This is a genomic window from Pseudopedobacter sp., from assembly GCF_040392825.1.
Lineage (GTDB): Bacteria > Bacteroidota > Bacteroidia > Sphingobacteriales > Sphingobacteriaceae > Pseudopedobacter.
This window is the reverse complement of record NZ_JBEBVH010000033.1, coordinates 1-22,640: the sequence shown is the minus strand read 5'-3', so window position 1 is coordinate 22,640 and position 22,640 is coordinate 1. Positions and strand designations below refer to the sequence as shown.

General features: G+C 36.1%; 24 protein-coding genes. 12 read left to right on the top strand and 12 right to left on the bottom strand.

The genetic code is table 11. The annotated features are described in order from the left end of the window. Positions 1-155 precede the first annotated feature (155 nt). Positions 156-1,169, bottom strand: coding sequence for a Gfo/Idh/MocA family protein (locus tag ABWO41_RS04120; protein ID WP_353133870.1), 1,014 nt, complete (start codon positions 1,167-1,169; stop codon positions 156-158). 27 nt (positions 1,170-1,196) lie between these two features. Then, positions 1,197-2,753, bottom strand: coding sequence for a glycoside hydrolase family 10-like protein (locus ABWO41_RS04115; RefSeq protein ID WP_353133867.1), 1,557 nt, complete (start codon positions 2,751-2,753; stop codon positions 1,197-1,199). 223 nt (positions 2,754-2,976) lie between these two features. Here ABWO41_RS04115 and ABWO41_RS04110 point away from each other — a divergent pair, with 223 nt between their 5' ends. Then, positions 2,977-3,879, top strand: a complete 903-nt coding sequence (locus tag ABWO41_RS04110; RefSeq protein WP_353133864.1) for a DUF8428 domain-containing protein — start codon at positions 2,977-2,979, stop codon at positions 3,877-3,879. A gap of 87 nt (positions 3,880-3,966) precedes the next feature. Next, on the top strand, positions 3,967-5,067 hold the full coding sequence (locus ABWO41_RS04105; RefSeq protein WP_353133861.1) for an SGNH/GDSL hydrolase family protein: 1,101 nt from the start codon (positions 3,967-3,969) through the stop codon (positions 5,065-5,067). Positions 5,068-5,282: 215 nt separating this feature from the next. Here the strand turns inward: ABWO41_RS04105 and mfd are convergent, their stop codons facing one another. Continuing rightward, complete coding sequence (gene mfd / locus ABWO41_RS04100) at positions 5,283-8,633, bottom strand: transcription-repair coupling factor (protein ID WP_353133858.1); 3,351 nt, start codon at positions 8,631-8,633, stop codon at positions 5,283-5,285. Between the two features lie 106 nt (positions 8,634-8,739). On the opposite strand from mfd, the gene ABWO41_RS04095 reads away from it, so the two are divergent. From ABWO41_RS04095 to ABWO41_RS04075, 5 genes are read left to right on the top strand one after another with little or no spacing between them, the layout of a single operon-like run. Next, a complete protein-coding gene (locus ABWO41_RS04095) occupies positions 8,740-9,138 on the top strand; it encodes a DUF4199 domain-containing protein (RefSeq protein ID WP_353133855.1) in 399 nt (132 codons plus the stop codon). Further along, complete coding sequence (locus ABWO41_RS04090) at positions 9,138-9,434, top strand: DUF2752 domain-containing protein (RefSeq protein WP_353133852.1); 297 nt, start codon at positions 9,138-9,140, stop codon at positions 9,432-9,434. Before ABWO41_RS04095 ends, ABWO41_RS04090 begins: the two co-directional genes overlap by 1 nt. Beyond that, positions 9,421-9,771, top strand: a complete 351-nt coding sequence (locus tag ABWO41_RS04085) for an NINE protein (RefSeq protein WP_353133849.1) — start codon at positions 9,421-9,423, stop codon at positions 9,769-9,771. Before ABWO41_RS04090 ends, ABWO41_RS04085 begins: the two co-directional genes overlap by 14 nt. Before the next feature lie 31 nt (positions 9,772-9,802). Then, on the top strand, positions 9,803-10,900 hold the full coding sequence (locus tag ABWO41_RS04080) for a Nif3-like dinuclear metal center hexameric protein (RefSeq protein ID WP_353133846.1): 1,098 nt from the start codon (positions 9,803-9,805) through the stop codon (positions 10,898-10,900). After that, complete coding sequence (locus ABWO41_RS04075; RefSeq protein WP_353133843.1) at positions 10,900-11,649, top strand: zinc ribbon domain-containing protein; 750 nt, start codon at positions 10,900-10,902, stop codon at positions 11,647-11,649. Before ABWO41_RS04080 ends, ABWO41_RS04075 begins: the two co-directional genes overlap by 1 nt. A gap of 74 nt (positions 11,650-11,723) precedes the next feature. On the opposite strand, the gene rpiB is transcribed toward ABWO41_RS04075, so the two are convergent. The 9 genes from rpiB to pdxA form a co-directional block, all read right to left on the bottom strand. Then, on the bottom strand, positions 11,724-12,173 hold the full coding sequence (gene rpiB, locus ABWO41_RS04070) for a ribose 5-phosphate isomerase B (RefSeq protein ID WP_353133840.1): 450 nt from the start codon (positions 12,171-12,173) through the stop codon (positions 11,724-11,726). Positions 12,174-12,182: 9 nt separating this feature from the next. Continuing rightward, the gene (tatC, locus tag ABWO41_RS04065; RefSeq protein ID WP_353133837.1) at positions 12,183-13,055 is read right to left on the bottom strand and encodes a twin-arginine translocase subunit TatC; all 873 of its coding nucleotides are present in this window, start codon (positions 13,053-13,055) and stop codon (positions 12,183-12,185) included. Positions 13,056-13,173: 118 nt separating this feature from the next. Beyond that, the gene (gene accC / locus ABWO41_RS04060) at positions 13,174-14,514 is read right to left on the bottom strand and encodes an acetyl-CoA carboxylase biotin carboxylase subunit (RefSeq protein WP_353133834.1); all 1,341 of its coding nucleotides are present in this window, start codon (positions 14,512-14,514) and stop codon (positions 13,174-13,176) included. A gap of 71 nt (positions 14,515-14,585) precedes the next feature. Next, a complete protein-coding gene (gene accB, locus ABWO41_RS04055; RefSeq protein ID WP_353133831.1) occupies positions 14,586-15,068 on the bottom strand; it encodes an acetyl-CoA carboxylase biotin carboxyl carrier protein in 483 nt (160 codons plus the stop codon). A gap of 63 nt (positions 15,069-15,131) precedes the next feature. Beyond that, complete coding sequence (locus ABWO41_RS04050; protein ID WP_353133828.1) at positions 15,132-16,136, bottom strand: beta-ketoacyl-ACP synthase III; 1,005 nt, start codon at positions 16,134-16,136, stop codon at positions 15,132-15,134. Between the two features lie 13 nt (positions 16,137-16,149). Continuing rightward, the gene (plsX, locus tag ABWO41_RS04045) at positions 16,150-17,088 is read right to left on the bottom strand and encodes a phosphate acyltransferase PlsX (protein ID WP_353133825.1); all 939 of its coding nucleotides are present in this window, start codon (positions 17,086-17,088) and stop codon (positions 16,150-16,152) included. A 175-nt stretch (positions 17,089-17,263) separates the two neighbouring features. After that, the gene (rpmF, locus tag ABWO41_RS04040; protein WP_013634323.1) at positions 17,264-17,455 is read right to left on the bottom strand and encodes a 50S ribosomal protein L32; all 192 of its coding nucleotides are present in this window, start codon (positions 17,453-17,455) and stop codon (positions 17,264-17,266) included. Between the two features lie 13 nt (positions 17,456-17,468). Beyond that, positions 17,469-17,999: a YceD family protein gene (locus ABWO41_RS04035; protein WP_353133821.1), complete on the bottom strand. Its 531-nt coding sequence runs from the start codon at positions 17,997-17,999 to the stop codon at positions 17,469-17,471. A gap of 192 nt (positions 18,000-18,191) precedes the next feature. Further along, positions 18,192-19,247, bottom strand: coding sequence for a 4-hydroxythreonine-4-phosphate dehydrogenase PdxA (gene pdxA, locus ABWO41_RS04030; RefSeq protein WP_353133818.1), 1,056 nt, complete (start codon positions 19,245-19,247; stop codon positions 18,192-18,194). Positions 19,248-19,348: 101 nt separating this feature from the next. On the opposite strand from pdxA, the gene rsmA reads away from it, so the two are divergent. The 5 genes from rsmA to ABWO41_RS04005 form a co-directional block, all read left to right on the top strand. Then, complete coding sequence (gene rsmA, locus ABWO41_RS04025; RefSeq protein ID WP_353133815.1) at positions 19,349-20,131, top strand: 16S rRNA (adenine(1518)-N(6)/adenine(1519)-N(6))-dimethyltransferase RsmA; 783 nt, start codon at positions 19,349-19,351, stop codon at positions 20,129-20,131. A gap of 53 nt (positions 20,132-20,184) precedes the next feature. Continuing rightward, the gene (locus ABWO41_RS04020) at positions 20,185-21,111 is read left to right on the top strand and encodes an NAD(P)-dependent oxidoreductase (protein WP_353133812.1); all 927 of its coding nucleotides are present in this window, start codon (positions 20,185-20,187) and stop codon (positions 21,109-21,111) included. Positions 21,112-21,238: 127 nt separating this feature from the next. After that, positions 21,239-21,712, top strand: a complete 474-nt coding sequence (gene greA, locus ABWO41_RS04015; RefSeq protein ID WP_353133809.1) for a transcription elongation factor GreA — start codon at positions 21,239-21,241, stop codon at positions 21,710-21,712. Between the two features lie 80 nt (positions 21,713-21,792). After that, positions 21,793-22,194: an HIT family protein gene (locus tag ABWO41_RS04010; protein ID WP_353133806.1), complete on the top strand. Its 402-nt coding sequence runs from the start codon at positions 21,793-21,795 to the stop codon at positions 22,192-22,194. A 125-nt stretch (positions 22,195-22,319) separates the two neighbouring features. Continuing rightward, positions 22,320-22,640, top strand: a 321-nt coding sequence (locus ABWO41_RS04005; RefSeq protein WP_353133803.1) for a hypothetical protein, incomplete at its 3' end; no start/stop codon positions are given.

Genomic DNA, 22,640 nt, shown 5'->3' with positions numbered 1-22,640 from the left:
CCCGCGACCCCATGCGTGACAGGCATGTATTCTAACCAGCTGAACTACCAGACCCTCTTCCCGTCTCTTGCGATTGGGAGTGCAAATATAAACATTTGTTCTTATTTACAACACTATTTTTTCTATTTCGACTTATCTATTTAGGAATCAGAATTTTATTTTTCTAAAATTCCTAATTGGCTTAAAATCTGACTCTGTGTTACAAAATACTCTTTGTCTTTTCGAATTGAATTGTATACTTCATCAAACACCAGCATATAATCGCCTTTACCTGCAGGTACTTTTACAGTTGTTTTCTCTCCAGCTTCTGAGATATAAACTAATTTACCCTCATGATTGTCATTTTCAATACCATAACCTGCCATTGCGGGTTTTATTCCTGTTAGCAATTGAGCTTCCTGAATATCGGCTCTATATTTTGTAAATGTGCCATTAGTTCCATAAATACTATAAGCTGGTGGTTCATCTACCACCAACATATTTGCTGTTACATATACATTCAAGCCACTTTTATACTTTAAATGTACATTTGCATAATCGTCTACCAAAGAATTTGGCCTGTTGCGGCTGTATACTTTTTCAAATTCATCCGGAGAGCCAAATAAAGCAATTGCCTGGTCTAAAATATGTGCACCCAAGTCATATAAAATCCCCGAACCAGGAATATTCTCTTCCTTAAAGAATTTATGACTGATTTCATTTCTATATCTGTCGAACCGAAAGTGAGCTTCTACAATTTTTCCTAAAGTTCCTTTTTCTACTATTTCCTTAACAGATAAAAAATCGCTATCAAACCTTCTGTTCTGGTAAGCCAACACCTTTAAATTCTTTCTATATGCTAAAGCGAAAAGGTCTTCTGCTTCTTTCCTTAATACAGCAACGGGTTTTTCTATCAAAACATGTTTTCCTGCATTCAATGCTTCTTTAGCATATTGATAATGTGTAAAATTTGGTGTGTTAACCACTACCAGTTCAATAGATTCGTCTGCAAGGAGATCTTCATAATTTCTAATATGTGCAATCTCTGGATAATCTTCAGCCGCCATGTTTTTACTCCTTTCCACAATAGCTGCCAATTCAAATCCATGGTGTGCAGAAATAAACGGGGCATGAAATACCTTCCCTGACATGCCATATGCCAAAAGCCCTGTTTTAATTGGTTTTTCCATAAATAGTTTAAAAATTAATGAATAAAATTACAGACTGCCTATACTGTTATTATCCTGTACTGTAATTGATACGGGAATAGAATATTCACTTTCGTTTTTCATTCTATCTATAGCATTAACCACATAATTATAGTTCTTTCCCGCTTCCACATCCTTATCTTCCCAGGATGTAACGTCTCCGTAGTAAACATTTTTAATAGCGGTTGCCTTTTCTGTATTTACTTCTTCGCCGTTCTCGAAACGATAAACCACATAACCATAGGTGGCCTCTTGGTCTTTAGCTTCCAGTGGTTGCTTCCATGATAAAACTACATGCTTATTCATTTGTATAGCCAATACATTTTGAGGGTTATAGGGCGCAACAGAATCTACCCAAAGCATCACCGGAGGCAATGAAGGATACTTGTAATAATTATTTATTAAAGAGTCAGATACACCTAAACGGTTTGTAGTTAAAGATTTAGAGCTAAAATAAATACTCCCCTGTACTCTGGGGTTTTGTCTGTTATATATAATCTGATTAGGAATTTGCTTAGGATTTCTCCATGCAAAATCCTTCGGATCATTTATTCGATAAGCACCATGACCAATATACAGGTGCCTCCCATAGGAATTTTCGCTCCACCAGTCTACCAACTTCGCATATGGTGCGGGCACCGATTCAAAAGACCAATATATTTGTGGATTGATATAATCTACCCAACCTTCTTTAACCCATTTTCTGGAGTCTGCATAAAGGCCATGATATGAATCTCCACCATTGGTTTCGGAACCTTCAGCACTTTGCCTTTTGTTCTGCCATATTCCGAAAGGGCTAATACCAAACTTCACATACTTTTTATAATGCTTGATACTATCAGAAACCATTTTAATTAGTTTGTCTACGTTGTCTCTTCGCCAATCTGCAATTGAAGAGAAATTTTGATCATTATAATTTCTGAAGCTTTCAGCATCATTTATAATCTGGCCTTTAATTCCATATGGATAGAAATAATCGTCAAAATGAACGCCATCAATATCATAATTTTTAACGACATTTAATATGACCTGAGTAATGTACGCTCTTACTTCCGGAATACCAGGATCAAAAAGCTTTTTTCCTCCGTAAGAGAAAAACCATTCTGGTTTCTGTTTTGTAATATGACTGGAATGAATACTGGAAACAGCATCAAAAGTCGCTCTGTACGGATTAAACCAGGCATGAAGTTCCATTCCTCGTTTATGACATTCTTCTATCGCAAACTTTAAAGGATCGTAAAATTCATTCGGCCCTTTACCCTGCTCTCCAGTAAGCCACTGAGACCATGGCTCGTTTGAATTAGCATAAAGCGCATCTGCTGCCGGCCTGATTTGAAACATTACTGCATTCAAACCCTGCCTTTGATGCTGATCTAAAATAGCTATTAAATCTTTTTTTTGTTTTTCGGCATCCCAGACACCTTTAGTTGGCCAGTCTATATTGGCAACAGTAGCGATCCAGACACCTCTAAATTCTCTTTTGGGTAATTCAACTTCTTGTGCTCTTAAACCTAAACATAATATCAACAACACGCCGAGCGTTAAAAGCCTCATTTCTAATCTCATCAAATTCTTTTTTTTAACTGTGCAAAGATAATGAAACAATGAACGTTAAAAAATAAAACAAAGTGTGCAACAATTTAGTGATAAAAAAAAGCGTTACAACATGTACATTTTAACTTATTTTTATATTTTCGAATGATAAAACACACATTTTGCATCTATGGAATAATTTTTGCTTGCAAAATGACAAAATCTAAAACACACATACTCTCTTATAGAATTTGACATGGAAAATCAGGAACAAAAAAAGAAAGATACCAATAAAATTTACTTCCTTATTGCTGTTATTGTAGCCTTGTTAGGTACAAATGCCTATTTATTCTTCCAAAAGAATAAGTCTGATAAAAGAATTGTCACTGTTAGTGATGAAAGAACCGCGCTGCAAGCAGAACTGGAAAAATTAGAAGTAGAATTGGAACAGGCCACAACTACCACAACTCAGTTATCCGATGATTTAAAAGTTAAGGATGAAGAGCTTAAAGCAAAAATTGCCGAGTTGAGAACTGCATTAAATAAAGGTCAACTTACCGCTGGGGAATTGCAGAAAGCTAAAGAAGACATTAAGCAATTGAGATACTTCGTTACCAAATATACTGACGATATTGAAATACTTCAACAAAAGAATGCTTCCCTCACTTCAGAAAGAGACAGTTTAAAAGCTACCGTCTCTAATGTAAGCCGCGTAGCGGAAGATCTGTCTAAGGCAAACGACTCTCTTAATACAAAAGTAAAAGAAGGGGCAGCCATTAAAACCAGTTATGTAGAAATAGGAACATTTCGTGTAAGGTCTAATGGCAAGGAAACACAAGTAACACGGGCTAATACGGCTCAAAAAATAAAAGTCGCCTTCACCATTAACCCCAATCCATTAGCTTTTAAAGGAATGCATGATATTTATATGCGTGTTATGGACCCTGCCGGAAATTTAATTATCGGCGAAGGTGGTATGTTCATTGCTAACAATCAGGAATATCAATACACCTACAAAACTGCTCTGGAATATAATGGGGAAGCTAAATCTTATGTAGTTGACTGGGCAAACAGGGCTCCTTTTGAAGCGGGAACTTATACAGTGATTCTTTATGCAGATGGCGGGACTATGGGCCGAGGGACCTTCTCCCTAAAATAGATTTTAATCCGGATTTAAAAATCCGGATTTTTTTTTGCCAAATTTATATCTTAGAAACTTATTACACCTATAATCTTTTAACATAACATGGATTCTAAGAAATATTACATTCTGCTTTTTTTAGCACTTTTATTATCTACCGTTTCTTTTTCTCAGGACTTAGTCTGGAATAATCCTCAAAACCATACACAGAACATCGTTCAGGGTACAGGCTGGCCTAAAGAACTGAAAGGCACATATAACAGATTGCCGGAAAGAATAAAACCCGAAGCAAGAAAGCCAGTATGGAATCTTTCTTTACAAAGTGCCGGGAATTACATAGAATTTAAAAGCGATGCCAAATATCTTGAAGTCAAATATATAGTAGAAAAGAAAGACTATGCTATGCCTCATATGCCTTCAACTGGTGTATCTGGCCTGGATCTTTACCTAAAAAATGGTGATAGCTGGCTCTGGGAACCTGGAAAATACAATTTCAAAGATACAATTACCTATAAATTTGATAATATAGATATTACTCAGGAAAGAGTGTTCAGGCTATATTTACCTTTATACAATCAGGTAACCTGGTTGGAGATTGGTAGCCCAAAAGGGAAAAAGTTTACTTTTTTACCTCTAAACCCGGACAAGCCTATTGTGGTATATGGAACATCCATCGCTCAGGGCGCATGCGCCAGCAGACCAGGTCTGGCCTGGACATCTCTACTTGGAAGATACATGAATCAAAATATAATCAATTTAGGATTCTCAGGTAATGGAATACTGGACAAACCTATTGTTGACATTATTTCTGAAATAGACGCCAAACTATTCATTTTAGACAATATGCCCAATTTAGATGATTCTTCTCGTTTTCCGGAGTCTGATGTTAAAGAACGTGTATTTTATGCCATTCAGAAAATTAGAAAAAATCATCCTAAAACTCCTATTCTTTTAACACAACATAGTGGAGGGAATACGGCTTTGGTTATTGAAAAGCAAAGAAATGACGCTTTTCACAGAATTAACGATATTATATTAAAATGCTATACTGAAGTCAGAAAAAGCGACAACAACATCTATTTTCTAAACACAAAATCAATTAACATGGGAATAGATTCTACTGTTGATGGCTTGCATCCAAACGATATAGGCATGGTGGAACACGCTAAAGCCTATGAAAAGTTAATTTCCCAGATTTTGAAATAAAAATAAACAAACGTTCCTGTTACGGGATTACTGTTGGTAAGAATAAAAAGTTCAATAATATCTATAATTATCCTTACTCTTCTAATAATCCGGACAGACAGTGGCCTATGTATACTGGCTTTTTCCTTTTTTATGATCCAAGGAGCTCTGTTTTAAGGGACTCCTGGACCATAGAAAAGCCGATAAGAGCAAGAAGGCATATCCTTACTACAACGTTATATCACCACTGGATCTTTCATCTGCTCTAAAACAAAGATTACTTCATCAATATTTTTAACATCCTCTACGGCTATCCTTAAAGTATTTTTTACTTCCTTAAGATTCACCCTTCTTGGATTGTGCTGTGCATATAGCAGAATATTTCCAAACATTTCTGATTCAAAATATTTTGATTGCTTATCGGAAACAAAATAGCCTCTTAAAATGCTCTTTTTCCAGCTAATTTTTTCTAATCCGATCTCTTTTCCCAGCCATTGTAATTCCACCGTTCTTAATAAGTCCCAAACCTGCTTAGGCAATGCTCCAAATCGGTCTTCTAACTTCTTCGCAAAGGCTTTCAGATTTTCCTTATCTTCTACTTTAGACAATTCGGTATACAGGTTATAACGTTCCTGTATATTGGTTACGTATTCATCCGGAATAAGCAGTTCCATATCGGTTTCAATCTGCGTAGCACTTACAAAAGGTCTCGGTTTCTCATTCGCAAATACCTCCCTAAATTCTTCATCTTTTAATTCCTGAATGGCCTCGTCCAATATTTTATGGTACATGTCAAAACCTATTTCGGCAATAAACCCGCTTTGCTCTGCTCCAAGTAAATTTCCGCTTCCACGTATATCCAAATCTCTCATAGCTACATTAAAACCACTTCCCAATTCGGAAAATTCCTCTATCGCACTTAGACGCTTTCTTGCCTCGGGTGTAAGTGTCGACAACGGTGGGCTTAACAAATAACAAAAAGCTTTTTTGTTAGAACGCCCTACACGACCACGCATTTGATGCAAATCACTCAACCCGAACATATGTGCATGATTGATTAAAATGGTATTTGCGTTAGGAACATCCAGACCGGCCTCGATGATTGTGGTAGCAACTAAGACATCGTACCTACCGTCTATAAAGTCAAGCATAATATCTTCCAGCTTATCTCCTTCCAGTTGACCATGCGCGATGGCGATTCTGGCTTTAGGTACTAATTTCTGAATTAATCCTCCCAGCTGTCTCAAATCTGCTACTCTGTTATGGATAAAAAATACCTGTCCTTCTCTATCAAGCTCAAATTCTACAGCTTCTTTAATTAATTTTTCATTAAAAACATGAAGTTCTGTGTCTACCGGCTGTCTGTTGGGTGGAGGGGTCTGAATAATTGATAAATCTCTTGCTCCCATCAAAGAAAAATGCAACGTTCTTGGAATAGGGGTTGCCGTAAGTGTTAACGTGTCTACATTTGCCCGAAACTGCTTTAGTTTTTCTTTTACAGTTACACCAAATTTTTGCTCTTCATCAATAATCAGTAATCCCAGATCTTTAAATTTAACATCTTTGGCCACTAACTTGTGTGTACCGATAAGTATTTCAACTTTACCGTTTTTCAAAGCTTCTAAAGTATCTTTTACTTGTTTAGTAGTCTTGAACCTATTAATGTAATCTATTCTAACGGGAAATTCTTTTAGGCGCTCTGAGAACGTTTTATAATGCTGCATAGCCAGGATAGTTGTTGGAACTAAAATAGCGACCTGTTTACCTTCAGTTGCAGCTTTAAATGCAGCCCTGATAGCTACTTCTGTTTTACCAAAACCAACGTCGCCACAAACCAGTCTGTCCATCGGATGTTCAGATTCCATATCCTTCTTCACATCTGCGGTTGCTTTCTCCTGATCGGGCGTATCTTCGTAAATAAACGAAGCCTCCAATTCATTTTGCAGATAAGTATCAGGGGAAAAGGCGAAGCCCACCTGAGCTTTACGCAAAGCATAAAGTTTTATCAGATCCCGGGCAATGTCTTTAACTTTTTTTTTTGTTGTTTTCTTTAATTTATCCCATGCCTCGGTTCCAAGTTTATTCATCTTTGGCAGATGGCCATCTTTACCGGAATATTTAGAGATTCTATTTAAGGAATTGATATTTACATACAGCAAATCGTTGTCTGCATAAATAAGGCGGATCATTTCCTGTATCTTCCCGTTAACTTCTACCTTTTCTAAACCTCCGTATTTACCAATACCGTGATCTATATGCGTTATAAAATCTCCGGGTTTTAAATCTCTTAATTCTTTTAATGTGATTGCCTGGGACTTTGTATAACCCCTACGATGTTTGTATTTATAATATCTATCGAATATTTGATGATCAGTATAGCAAGCTATTTTTTGTTCATAATCTACAAAACCTTCTCGAATAGAAACATTCAGCGGTATGAACTTCAAATTTTTGTCTACATCTCCTAAAATAGAGAAAATACGCTCCTGTTGTTTGCCAGAATCTGTAAGAATATAATTCTTTACTCCACTTTTTTCATTCTCCTTAAGATTATGAGCCAGTAAATTGAAGTCCTTGTTAAAAGAAGGTTGAGGCTTGGTGTCAAAAGAGAGACTTTTAGTTGCAGGGTAGAAGAACTGTTTACCAAATTCTATAATTTGAAAATCACTAAGTTGTTCTGCAAAAAGCTTTTCATCTGTAAACGAAAACTTAGGATCTATCCATTCCGGATTTTTCTCCTTGTCTGCCACAGATAAGGCTTTCCAAAGCTCTGTTGCCTTTTTATATCCGGATTTGATTATGTCTATAGAGAACTGAATGTCTTTAAACCAAATAATGGAATCTTCATCAATAAATTCCAATAAGGAAATATTGCTTTCTGTCAGAAATTTAGATTGTACATTTGGCACAATAGTAACACTTTTCACCTGTTCTGCAGAAAGTTGACTTTCTATTTCAAATGTTCTGATAGATTCTATATGATCTCCAAAAAACTCTATACGATAGGGCAATTCATGAGAAAATGAAAATATATCGACTATACCTCCTCTTATGGAAAACTGTCCTGGTTCGTATACAAAATCTACCCGTTCAAAATCATATTCAATCAGAAACTCATTAATAAAGTCTATGCTTAATTTATTATTGATGGTAATTTCTAAAGTATTTTTTTCTAAGGCCGAACGGTTTATCACTTTTTCTGCCAGGGCTTCCGGATAAGACACAATTAATCTTCCATATTCAGACGCATGGTTAAGTTCATTCAAAACCTCGGCTCTGAGGAGTACGTTTGCCGAATCTACTTGTGTGAAATCTGCGGATTTTCTATAAGAAGATGGAAAAAGTAAAACATCCTTTTCCGTGAGATTCTCCAAATCAGACAAAAAGTAATTCGCTTCTTCTCTATCTGGCAAAACAAAAACCGAATTTCTATGATTTAGGAAATAACTTGCTGTTGCAATAAAAGCATCCTGAGAACCAATAAGACCTTTAAGGTGTATTCTGCCTTTTGGGTTATTTAGCGCTTTGGCTAATTCCTCTACCCTCGCATCTTCCTTATAATTGTTTAAAATATCCTTAATATTCACAATAAACTCCTTATCACAAATATAGCTAAACCTAGCCAAACAATGAGAAGTGGCATTAATTATGTAACTATTTTTAATAAAATGTATCAAATAAAAACGACACAATATGAAAAACGCATTGAAATACGGTCTTTTTATGGCTATACTTTCTGCCATTTGGATTTTAACTATGCACCTTACTGGCTTCACTCCCGAAAGGTCAAAAAATAGCTGGATAGAATTTACTTCATTATTAATACCGTTCATAGGATTATATTTGGGTATAAAAGCTTTTAGGTCTTTAAACGGAAATTCTATGTCTTTTTTCGAAGGATTGATAGAAGGATTTAAGATACTGGTTATTGGGGCTGTTATATCGGGAGCAATTAGTTTCTTATATATATCGCAGTTTTCGGAGCTTAGTACTACAGATTACATGCAACGCGTGTTTGGCGCCCTGATTATTGGTGTTTTAGCCAATTTAGCTTGTTCACTGTTATTAATGACCACACCAAAACACCTTTAATGCTAAGAAAAGTACCTTTAGAATTACTCTTTTTCTCTACAGCTTTGCTGTTGCTCTATTTTATGGATGTTGCAAAGCCTCATCACTCATTTTGCCCTTTAGACAGAATGGGCTTTGACTTTTGCCCGGGTTGTGGGATCGGTCGTTCGCTTCATTATTTTATGCATGGAGATTTTAATAAATCATGGCAAATGCACCCACTGGGTTTTTTCGCTTTTTTTGTAATAATATTCAGAATATGTGGTCTAACTAGGAAAACATTCATCAAAAATCTAAGAGTTTATGATAAACGATAATTTTTTCTACCTCAGCAATGTAACAGATCAGGAATTAGTATTTCTGAAAGACATTACAAAAAACATGGGCGAAGAGCAACGAAAAAGCTTTTCTGTTGTATATAACGGAAAAAGAAGAGATCCACAACATATGTTACTTTTCACACTATTAGGTTTTTTCGGCGCTGCCGGAATACAGCGTTTTTTAACGAATCAGATAGCCCTTGGAATACTATATTTCTTTACCGTTGGATTATGTTTTATTGGAACTATTGTAGACTTGATAAACTATAAAAGCCTGACTAATGAATATAATTACCAAATGGCATTAGAAAGCGCCCGTTTTGTATCTCCCTAGTTTTGTACAAAGCTTTATGTATTTTTGTTAAATGAAGATAAAAGATTTAACAGATTATCTTGAAGAAATTGCTCCGTTATCTTATCAGGAATCTTATGATAATGCAGGACTTATTGTTGGTGATCCCAACAAAGAAATATCCAGTGCATTAATTTGTTTAGATTGTGTGGAAGAGGTAATAGATGAAGCTATTGCTCATAATATAGATTTGATAATAGCACATCATCCAATTGTTTTTAAAGGGCTAAAAAAATTAAACGGAAAAGATTATGTAGAAAGGGTGGTTATCAAAGCCATTAAAAACGACATCGCTATTTATGCGATACACACCAATCTGGATCATGTAAGCGTAGGTGTAAGCAAAAAAATCTGTGATAAATTAGGTCTGGTTAATACCCGGGTTTTAGCTCCAAAAGACAATCTACTAAAAAAGCTGGTGACTTTTGTACCGCAAAGCCATAAAGAACAGGTTAAAGATTCCATTTTTGCAGCAGGTGCCGGAAAAATTGGAAATTACAGTGAATGCAGCTTTGAGGTAAACGGGCAAGGCAATTTTAAAGCAAATGAAGATGCAGACCCTTTTGTAGGAGAAAAGAATAAACGACATACGGAAGACGAAACGAGAGTAGAATTTATTTATCCTGCTACATTGGAAAAAGCAATTATAAACGCTTTATTGAAAAGTCATCCGTATGAAGAAATAGCTTACGATATATACGCTTTAACTATTTCCTATTCGGAAGTTGGGGCAGGTATGATTGGTGAACTGGAGCAGCCAATGAAAGAAGCCGACTTTCTGAAAATGGTTAAAAACAACATGAAAGCTGATGTCATCAGGCATACCAAACTCTTTGATAAGGAAATCCGAAAAGTAGCTGTTTGCGGTGGCGCGGGGAGCTTCTTACTTAAACAGGCTATCAGTTCCGGTGCACACATTTACATTTCTGCAGATTTTAAGTATCATGAATTTTTTGATGCAGATGGCAAAATCATTATTGCAGATATCGGACATTTTGAAAGTGAACAATTTACGCAAGATTTGTTATTGGAAATAATTCAAAAAAAATTTCCTAACTTTGCCCTCCGTTTAACTGTACAGAATACGAACCCAATAAAATATTTGTCCTAATGGAACAAACCGTAGAACAAAAGCTTGAAGCTTTATACGAACTGCAAACAATTCACACAAAGATTGACAGAATTCGTCAAACAAGAGGAGAACTTCCGATGGAAGTTGCTGATTTAGAAGACGAAGTAGCTGGTCTTGAAACTCGTATACAAAAAATCAAAAACGAATTGGATGATTTAGAAGATTCAATCGTTAATCGTAAAAACATGATTAAAGAATCACAGGCTTTAATCAAAAAATACGAAGGTCAGCAAGACAACGTTAAAAATAACCGTGAATTTGATGCTCTTTCTAAAGAGATTGAAATTCAAGGTCTGGAAATTCAGGTATGTGAGAAAAAGATAAGAGAGCATGAATATGAGATTAAGACAAAATCTGATATTTACGAAAAGGCTATTCAAAACCTGGAAGAAAGAAAAGGTGATCTGGCTTCGAAAAAAGTAGAGTTGGAAAACATCACAGCTGAAACACAAAAAGAAGAAGAAGTTCTTTTAACAGAAGCTGAGAAATACAATGAGAAAATAGAAGAGAGACTGTTAGTTGCTTACAATCGTTTAAGAAAAAATTATAAAAACGGATTAGCAGTAGTTACCATCGAAAGAGATTCATGCTCTGGATGCTTCAATAAAATTCCGCCTCAAAGGCAATCAGATATCCGCCAACGTAAAAAAATCATCGTTTGCGAACATTGCGGACGTATTTTAGTTGATGAAACAATGTCGGAAGAAGTAAAAGCTCATTTAGCTTAATAAGCATACCTAAAAGATATATAAAAAAGAAAGGTCTGAAATATAATTTCAGACCTTTCTTTTTTTAAGCTAAACTAGCATCCGCAGGAGATTTTCCCCACTCTGTTTGCATGCCTTCCACCTTCGAAAGGAGTTGCTAAAAATGCATCTACAATTTCCTTTGCAGTTTCTTGTGAGATAAACCTTTCAGGGATACAAACAATATTAGCGTTGTTATGAGATCTGGCAAGCACAGCAAGTTCTTTCTGCCAACAAATAGCAGCTCTAATTCCCTGATGTTTATTCGCCGTAATAGCCACACCATTGGCACTACCACAAATCAATATACCTAAATCCATTTCGCCATCCTCTACAGCAGACGCTACGGGATGTGCAAAGTCTGGATAATCAACAGAATCTTTAGAATGTGTTCCAAAATCTTTCACTTCGGCAATTTCTTCTTTGCCTTGTAGATATGGAATTAAAATTTGTTTAAAATCAAATCCTGCATGGTCAGATCCAATTGCTATTTTAATTTTTCCCATGATTATATATTAGTTAGAATAAAATTCCTGTTCTTCTTTTTGTTTCTTTTTCTGTACTTTTTTTGAAACACCAATACTCAATTCGTAAAGCATAAATAGTGGAAAACTTACTGTAAGCATTGTCAATATATCTGGCGTAGGTGTTACAATAGCGGCTATAACCAAAATAAGTACAATAGCATATCTCCTTTTCTCCCTCATAAACTCAGGGGTCATAATACCCAGCTTAGACAAGATATATATAATAATAGGAAGCTCAAAAACCACGCCTGTTCCTAATGTAAGCGTTGCTACCGTAGATAAATAAGAGTCTACTGTAATAGTATTTTCTATAACGGTAGAAACGGTATAATTAGAAAGGAAATTAACAGACAAGGGTGCCACCAGAAAATAGCCAAAAGAAACTCCTATTATAAATAATACTGTTGCATAAAAAACAAAACCGCTTGCAGATGCTCTTTCATTTTCATGTAAAGCTGGCTTTACAAATCGCCATATTTCCCAAAGCAGATATGGAAATCCCAATACAATCCCGGTTAATAAAGAAGAATTAAGCTGCAAAGTGAATTGCCCGGCCAATTCAGTATTAATTATTTTACCTGGTATCTCCTTTATACAAAAATCAGGCCCCAGATTAAAGTATTCGCCAATCTTACACATCGCTTTATAGGTCCAAAAGTCAGGTTTTTTGGGACCCATTATAATAACATCAAAAATAAAATCGTAAAAAGCGAACGCTAAAATGGTAAACGCGATAATAGCTACAGCAGAACGAAGCAAATGCCATCTTAAAATTTCTAAATGGTCAAAAAAGGACATTTCTGCCTCTAAATTCTTTCCCTTTTGCTTAATAGCTTCTACAAGACCTTTCTTCTCTTTCATTAATATATTTATCTCTAGTGAGCGAATAAAATCAAGGCAGATTTACCGAGATTTATCTCCAAACAAAAATACCATTCTGTTTAAATAGAATGGTATTTTAAAAAAATTAGTTTCAAAACTATTCAGATAAGTCGAAGCTTTCCATAAATTTAGTGGTAAAATTACCCGCTCTAAAATTCGGATCTTTCATTAATCTTAAATGAAATGGTATGGTTGTTTTAATACCTTCAATCACAAACTCACTTAAGGCTCTCTCCATAGTACTGATAGCTTCTTCTCTGGTTTGTGCTACACATATCAATTTAGCTATCATAGAGTCGTAGTTAGGCGGAATAGTATAACCTGCATAAACATGTGTATCTACTCTAACTCCGTGTCCACCCGGAGAATGGAAATGCGTAATCTTACCCGGAGAAGGTCTGAAATTATTAAACGGATCTTCTGCATTTATACGACATTCTATTGCATGCATATTAGGTGTATAGGATTTTCCCGAAATTGGAATGCCTGCAGCAACCTTAATCTGCTCTTTTATCAAATCGAAATTGATAACCTCTTCTGTAACCGGGTGTTCTACCTGAATACGTGTATTCATTTCCATAAAGTAGAAGTTACGATGTTTATCTACCAGGAACTCAATTGTGCCTGCTCCTTCATACTTTACAGCAACGGCTCCTTTTATAGCCGCTTCGCCCATTCTTTCACGCAATTCTTCTGTCATAAAAGGCGAAGGCGCTTCTTCTACCAGTTTCTGGTGGCGACGTTGGATAGAACAATCTCTTTCAGAAAGATGGCAAGCGGTACCAAATTGGTCTCCAATAATCTGAATTTCGATATGTCTTGGATCTTCGATATACTTTTCCATGTATAGTCCATCGTTACCAAAAGCTGCTCCGGATTCCTGACGGGCACTATCCCAAGCATTTTCAAAATCCTCGTCTTTCCAAACAACACGCATACCACGGCCACCACCACCTGCTGTCGCTTTAAGAATAATTGGATAGCCTATTTTATTTGCTAACTCAATACCTTCTTTTACACTTGTTAACAAGCCTTCGGATCCGGGGATAGTAGGTACTCCTGCCACTTTCATTGTAGCTTTTGCAGAAGCCTTATCTCCCATGGCATTGATCTGATCGGCAGTTGCACCAATGAATTTGATACCGTATTCCTGACAAATTGCTGAAAACTTAGCGTTTTCTGATAAGAAGCCATATCCCGGATGAATAGCATCTGCATTAGTAACCTCTGCCGCAGAAATTATATTCGGAATATTTAAATAAGAATCTCTGCTTGGTGGCGGACCAATACAAACAGCCTCATCTGCAAATCTCACATGTAAACTATCTCTATCTGCCGTAGAATAAACCGCAACGGTCTTAATCCCCATCTCTTTACAGGTACGAATAATACGTAATGCTATCTCTCCGCGGTTCGCAATTAATATTTTCTTAAACATAAATTTCATTAATAACAATAGCCAACGCAATCAATTTAAATAATTGATTTACCAATTGACAAATTGATTGATTAAATAGGCTCTACCAGGAATAAAGGTTGATCAAACTCAACAGGTTGAGCATTTTCCACCAACACTTTTACTATTCTTCCGGAAACTTCCGATTCGATTTCGTTGAAAAGCTTCATAGCTTCGACAATACAAAGTACTTTTCCTGCAGATATTTCGTCTCCAACATTTACAAATGATGGTTTATCCGGAGATGAAGAACGGTAGAATGTACCGATCATTGGAGATTTTATTGTAATATAGTTATTGTTTTCTGCCGCTGGCTGAGCAGGGGCAGAAGACGACTGCTGTGTAACAGGAGCAGCTGGTACTGCCGCAGGCACAGAAGCCTGAATGACCTGAGGCGCAGGTGCTGCAACGTAAGTTGGCTCCTGATTAGTTTTTATGGTTATTTTAAAATCCTCTTCTTCAATTGAGACTTCATTCACTCCTGATTTTGCAACAAACTTAATCAGATCTTGAATTTGTTTTATGTCCATTCCCATCGGTTCTGGTTTTATGTTTTTAAATAATAAAAAAAGCTAATATAGTAATTATCTAAATATTGGCTACGATTTATTGCCATCATATGCCCATTTCAGGTAAACAGATCCCCATGTAAAGCCACCTCCAAAGGCTGCCAAAATAAGATTGTCTCCTTTTTTTAATTTGTCTTCCCAATCCCACAAACATAATGGAATAGTTCCATTGGTTGTATTCCCATATTTTTCTATGTTTATAGCTACTTTTTCTGGTCCAATCCCCATTCTGTTCGCTGTAGCATCAATAATTCGCTTATTTGCCTGATGCGGAATCAACCATTTTACATCTTCTGCTTTGAGATTATTCTTTTCCATAATCTCTGCCGCTGCATTAGCCATATTGGTTACTGCAAATTTAAAAACAGTTTGCCCTTCCTGATAAGCATAATGTAGCTTTTGATCTACTGTTTGATGAGAAGCCGGATGTAAAGAACCTCCACCTCTAATATTCAAATAGTCTCTACCTCCGCCATCGCTTTTCAGAATAGAATCCTGCACTCCCAGGCCTTCTGTATTTGGCTCTAACAAAGCGCAACCGCAACCATCACCAAAAAGGATACACGTTGTTCTGTCTTCGTAGTTAATCACTCTTGACATAGTGTCTCCACCTACAACCAGTACTTTTTGATGGTGTCCAGATTCTATAAATTGTGCTCCCGTGGTTAACCCAAAAATAAAACCCGAACAAGCTGCCTGCAAATCGTAACCCCAGGCATTTTTCGCTCCTACTTTATCAGCTAGAATATTAGCTGTGGCTGGAAAAAGCATATCCGGTGTTGAAGTACAAAAAATAATCAGGTCAATTTCTTCGGCAGCTATGCCTCTTTTCTTTAGTAAACCTTCTACAGCCGGAACAGCCAGGTCTGACGTTGCCATAGAAGGATCTTTTAATATCCTTCTCTCTTTAATTCCTGTGCGGGTTACAATCCATTCGTCATTAGTATCAACCATTGTTTCAAGCTCGTGATTGGTTAATACATAGTCCGGAACGTAACCATGTACTGCGGTAATGGCAGCATGAATCTTATTCATAAACTTCTCAAGTTTAGTTAAAAGCAGCCTTAAATTTTTCTATAAGATTAGTTTCTACCATATCTCTCGACATTAGAACCATATTCTTTATCGCCTTCGGAGAAGAAACACCATGCCCGATAACTGCCGGAGCGTTAATTCCCAAAATTGGGCTTCCACCGATTTCTTCGTAATTAAGACGATCGAAAAATTCATCTTTAAAACCTTTTTTACGAGTGATTACGTAAAATGACTCTGCCAGTTTTAACATAACGTTACCTGTAAAGCCATCACAAACAATAACATCTGCCGTATTATTAAAAAGGTCTCTGCCCTCTATATTTCCTATAAAATTAATTAGCGAGGAATCTTTCATTATTGGGTAAGTAGCCTGAGAAAGTAAATCGCCTTTTTCTTCTTCCTCACCAATATTCATTAAACCTACCTTACCATTTTTAACGCCATAAATATGCTCAATGTATAAACTTCCCAGTACTCCAAACTGAAGTAAATTTTCGGGTTTACAATCTGCATTTGCACCAACATCCAGTAAAATACTATAACCTCCGGCAAGTTGTGGTGCTATAGAAGCAATTGCAGGTCTCATTACTCCGGGAATCGCTTTTACACTAAACATAGCTCCCACAAGCATAGCTCCGGTGTTTCCTGCAGAAGCAAAAGAGTCTAATTTGCCCTCTTTTAGCAACTGATAACCTACAGTTATACTGGCATTTGGCTTTTGAGCAATAGCTTTTGTGGGATGTTCTCCCATTCCTATTACCTCTGTTGTATGTACGTATTCGAAATGATCTGGATTAAAATTTTGGTCTTGTAGAATAGGAATAATCTGGTCTTTATCTCCTACCAGAACCAGGTGTTGGTTGTTTTTTAGTTGAGAGTGAGCTTCTATCGCACCTAGAACGGTTGCTTTAGGAGCATAATCACCTCCCATAATATCTAAGCCAATTTTCATCAAGTGATTTGTTTTTTCGTTAAATGTCTGCTTTTAATGCACTTAAAATTGACAAGCAATTTATTCGTGATTAAAGAACCCATGTGTAAAGCACATGGGTTCTATTTATATCAATGCTTTTAAAAGACAACAGAAAACTGTATGTATCAGTTTTCCAGCTTAGAAAAAACTAAACTTATGCTATAGCCGTATTTTCGATGATTAACTTGCCTTTGTAGTAAAGGTTACCATCAACATTATATGCTCTGTGAGGTAAGTGTACCGCACCTGTTTCTTTGCAAACCCATAAAGCAGGAGCTTCCGCTTTATAATGAGTTCTTCTCTTATCTCTTCTAGCTTTTGATGTTTTGCGCTTTGGATGTGCCATTTTTTCCTATTTTTTAATTATTCTTTATACTCTTTAATGCATCCCAACGTGGGTCTGTTTTATTTTCTTCTTCTTCAGCAGAAAGCTCTTTCAGCTTTGCTATCATTTCCTCATCACACACTGATGTGTTGCCCGGACCATCACACAAATTGATGTAAGGCAGCGACAAAGTTATCATTTCATATATGAACTCAGAAACATTTATTTCTGTATCATTTTTTGTTAAGACAATAACTTCCTCTGAGTCATCTTCTAAATCTTTGTCTTCAGAGAACTTTGCGATTAATCTATCCGTAGCAGAAATATTCTGCGGATACTCTGCCAAACAACGGTCACAGGTTAAATAAACCTGTCCCTCTATGCTAAAATCAAGAATCAACATAGTCTCCTGTTTGTCAAGAACCAAATCAACTTTCACAGTTCCATCTTTCACAATAGAATACTCAAACTCTTCAAAGAAAGCCTTATCTACATCAAAATCAAACTGATGTTTTCCGAGCTTCAAGCCTGTATGAGGTACCGAATATTGCTTTAACGATTTCAAAGTCCGACAATTAAGCCTGCAAATTTAGGATTTTTTTATTCAGCTATAAAGTTTTTTAAAAAAAATATATATAAATCATTCTCAGGCACTAAACTCTAAACATTTTTTGTCTTTGTAAAAAGGATTATATATGTCGAAGATCTCAAACAACTTTTCATTTATAGAATGTGCTTTAATGATCGCCGGATAACCTTAATCCCTATCTTTACTTATTTTGGAAAAAGGAAGCGGATTGCTCATTAGCTCATCCTGCTCTCTCCTTTGCTTAACAATATGCATAGCTAAAAAAAGCGCTTCTCTAAAAGAGGTAGGAACCGCTAAATTTTTCCCTGCAATATCATATCCCGTTCCATGATCCGGAGATGTTCTTACAACATTTAATCCAGCAGTATAGTTAATCCCACTGTTGAAACTAGCTGCCTTGAAAGGAATTAAACCCTGATCGTGATACATAGCCAGAACGGCATCAAACTTACTATAGGCTTGCTTACCGAAAAAGCCATCTGCCGGGAATGGACCAAAAGCGAATATGCCTTCATTAAAAGCTTCTTCGATAGCAGGTGCTATGATATCCAACTCTTCGGTTCCTAAAAGCCCATTATCCCCAGCATGTGGATTGAGCCCTAAAACTGCAATTTTAGGCTTCTCTATCCAAAAATCCCGCTTTAAAGATTCGTTCATTAATTTCAGTTTAGAAACGATGGACTCTTTGGTTATTCCTTTCACAATATCCTTTACAGGCACATGTCCCGTAACCACACCTACTTTCAAATCTTCACTTATGAGAAACATCAAAGAATCTGTTCCCTGAGCTCTCTCCTGTATATATTCGGTATGTCCTGGGAATTTAAATTGATCACTTTGTATATTATATTTATTTATCGGTGCTGTAACAAGTGCATCAATTTTTCCTGCGACAAGGTCGTCAGTTGCTCTCTGCAGAGATAAAAGCGCATATTTCCCACCTGTCTCATTAGAAACCCCTAATTCAATCTTCACATCTTCTTCCCAGCAATTAATCATATTCGGTTTTCCGGTATGCGCATTTTCAGCATCATTAATTACCTGAAAAACAAATTCATTTATGCCCGCAGCTTTCCTGTGAAAAGATGCCACTTTCGTATGCCCATAAACAATAGGTGTACAATACTTATATATTTCAGAATCACTAAGTGTCTTAATAATTACTTCTAAGCCAATACCATTGATATCTCCGATAGATATACCAACTCTTAAGTTTCTGCTCATAGTCTTTCTCGCTTATTTTTTGCAAATTAAAGATTTTGAGTTGAATGTTGGCTTATTCCTTCATAATCTTTTATGTAAATTTGTCGCCAATTTGATACAGAATGACTTCAGTTAAAGCAAAAAAGCACTTAGGACAGCATTTCTTAACAGATAAAAATATCGCTCAGAAGATTGTGAATTCTTTAGTTCATACAGAGAAATATAAAAAAGTATTGGAAGTTGGGCCGGGTATGGGTGTTTTATCTGACTTTTTGCTCCAAAAAACTGACTACGAGACTTATTTGATTGATATAGATACAGAATCTTTTGAATATCTGCACAAACAATACCCGTCTTTAGGAGATAAATTAATTAATGCTGATTTCCTGGCTTTAAATTTCCGTGATATTTTTTTAGAACCATTCGCTATTATCGGAAATTTCCCCTATAACATTAGCTCGCAGATTTTATTTAAGATTTTGGAGAATAGAAATCAGGTTCCCGAAGTTGTGGGTATGTTTCAAAAAGAAGTTGCAGAAAGATGTGTTGCTAAAGCAGGTAGTAAAGAATATGGTATTTTAAGCGTATTTCTCCAAGCTTATTATAAATGTGAGTATCTTTTTACGGTTAAAGCAGGCGTTTTTAATCCGCCACCAAAAGTACTCTCTGCGGTAATCAGACTTAGCAGAAACGAAGTGCAGGCTTTAGATTGTAACGAGAAGCTCTTTTGGCAGGTTGTAAAGGCAGGATTTAACCAAAGAAGAAAGACGCTAAGCAATGCCCTGGCTGGAATAATCACCAAGGACAAACAAAATGACGAGGAAGTGTGGACTTTAAGAGCCGAAAGATTGACTGTGAAAGACTTTGTCGATTTAACCAATCTTATTAGTTCATTGGTTAGTTAGTATTGCGGCTCCCAGCTCGGATCTTAGGATATCAGTATATTAAAATAAAATTGATGAGAAAACTTTTAATTATAGATGATTTGGAACAAAGTTTCCAGACAGAAGCTGAGAAGCTTGGATATCAGGTAAACTATCAACCTAAAATAACAAAAGCAGACGCCTTAGCTATTTTGCATGAATATGATGGTGTCGCAGTGAGATCTAAATTCAATTTTGATAAAGAGGTAATAGATAAAGGACCAAATCTCAAATTCATCGCCAGAGCTGGTGCCGGAATGGACAACATTGACGAAGCCTATGCAGCAACAAAGAATATTGCTTTAATTAATGCTCCTGAAGGAAACAGAGATGCCGTGGGTGAGCATGCTATGGGTATGCTACTCAATTTAATGAATAATTTAAGACAGGCAGATATACAGGTAAGAAATGGTGTATGGGACCGTGAAGGCAACAGGGGTTACGAATTAATGGGAAAAACTGTTGCTATTATTGGCTATGGAAACAACGGCGGTGCTTTTGCCAGAAGATTAAAAGGATTCGGAGTAAATGTAATAGCCTACGATAAATACAAAACAGGCTTCTCTGATGAATATGTTAGGGAAGTTAGCATGGAAGAAGTTGTTAAACTTGCGGATGTTGTAAGCTTGCACATCCCGCTAACACGTGAAACCAGACAAATGGTTAACGATGAATACTTAAGACATTTCAAAAAACCTATTTTCTTCATCAGTTTAGCCAGAGGCGAAATTACAAATACACAGGCTATTTTGAATGCAATTAAAGAAGGTAAAATTCTTGGTGCAGGATTAGATGTTTTAGAGGTGGAAAAGTTTCCTAAACTAGGAGAGCAGGAATGGTATCAGGACCTTGCTAACGAGCCTAAAGTACTGTTAAGCCCGCATGTTGGTGGTTGGACTTTCGATTCTTATCGTAAAATTTCTGAGGTATTAGCCAACAAACTGAAAAATTTGGATTTGTAAAAATAAAAATATTATCTTCGTAAAAATCGGGCAAGACTATAACTCTTAAACAAGAAACTGTTATAGTCTTGCTTCTTTTTTATAGAGTGGCGAAAGCCTTTTCAAGTTAGTGTTCAAAAATAAAATTATGACTGAGGTAGCGTATTTCACCAAAGAAGGATTAGAGAACTTAAAACAAGAGTTGCAATACCTAAAGACAGAAGGGAGAGCTAAAATTGCAAATGCAATTGCTGAAGCAAGAGACAAAGGTGATTTGTCTGAGAATGCCGAATATGATGCGGCAAAAGAGGCCCAGGCATTACACGAAACAAAAATTGCTAAATTAGAAAATACTTTAGCTAATGCGCGTTTAATTGATGAGTCTAAAATTGACACATCCAAGGTATTGGCTTTATCTATAGTAAAAATTAAGAATGTAAAAAATGGTGCAACCATGACCTATCAATTGGTTGCGGAGAATGAGGCTGATTTAAAATCTGGAAAGATTTCTGTAAAATCTCCTATTGCCCAGGGTTTATTGGGAAAATCTGTTGGCGACAAAGCCGAAATTACAGTCCCTGCCGGTAAAATGGAATTTGAGATTCTGGAAATTAGCAGATAGTAAGATTAAAGTCGAAAGCCCCATGCCCAAAGTCTGATACTAAAATATAAAATGACTACTTAAACTAATAAACTAAAAAGATGGCAAGCATATTCACAAAAATAATTAACGGAGAAATTCCAGCACACAAAGTTGCCGAAACATCTGAGTTTTTAGCTTTTCTGGACATTAACCCTTTGAGAGAGGGACACGTTTTAGTTATTCCTAAAAAAGAAGTAGACTATATCTTTGATATTGAAGACGAATTATACGTAAGCATGATGATTTTTGCTAAAATTGTTGCTGCCGGTATAAAAAAGGCCATTCCATGTAACCGTGTTGGTGTGGCTGTAGTGGGCCTTGAAGTTCCACATGCACATATCCATCTTATACCTATTGACAAAATTTCGGATATGGATTTTGGGAAGAAAAAACTTAATCCAACTACAGAAGAATTAAGTGCAACCGCTTTAAAAATTCTGGAAGCGTTAAGAGATATTTAAATACATAAGCATATTTAAAAGGCCGGAAAGCTTAATGTTTTCTGGCTTTTTCTTTTTCTAAACATTTTTCTTTTTAAACCTTTCTGTCTCTGCTGTAGTCATAAAAGAACTTAAGATTCAGCTTTATGACCAGACAAATCCTTTTCACCCTATTTTTTTGCATTAACTACATATTTTCTGTCTCTGCTCAAAACTTCACCATTACAAAAAAGGTTGATATTTTTGGCGATACGATTATTACTTACAAAGACAGATCAGGAAAAGAAATCAGTTCTGTTAAAACCTCAAAAGATATTTTTGGAAATAAAATCAAATCATTAAAAGACGAAAACGGACGGGAAATAAGTTCTGTAAAAGAGTCTAAGGACATATTTGGAAATAATATTATTGAAGTTAAGAACGCAAATGGCAGAGTGGTTAGCTCGATTAAAGAGTCTAAAGACATA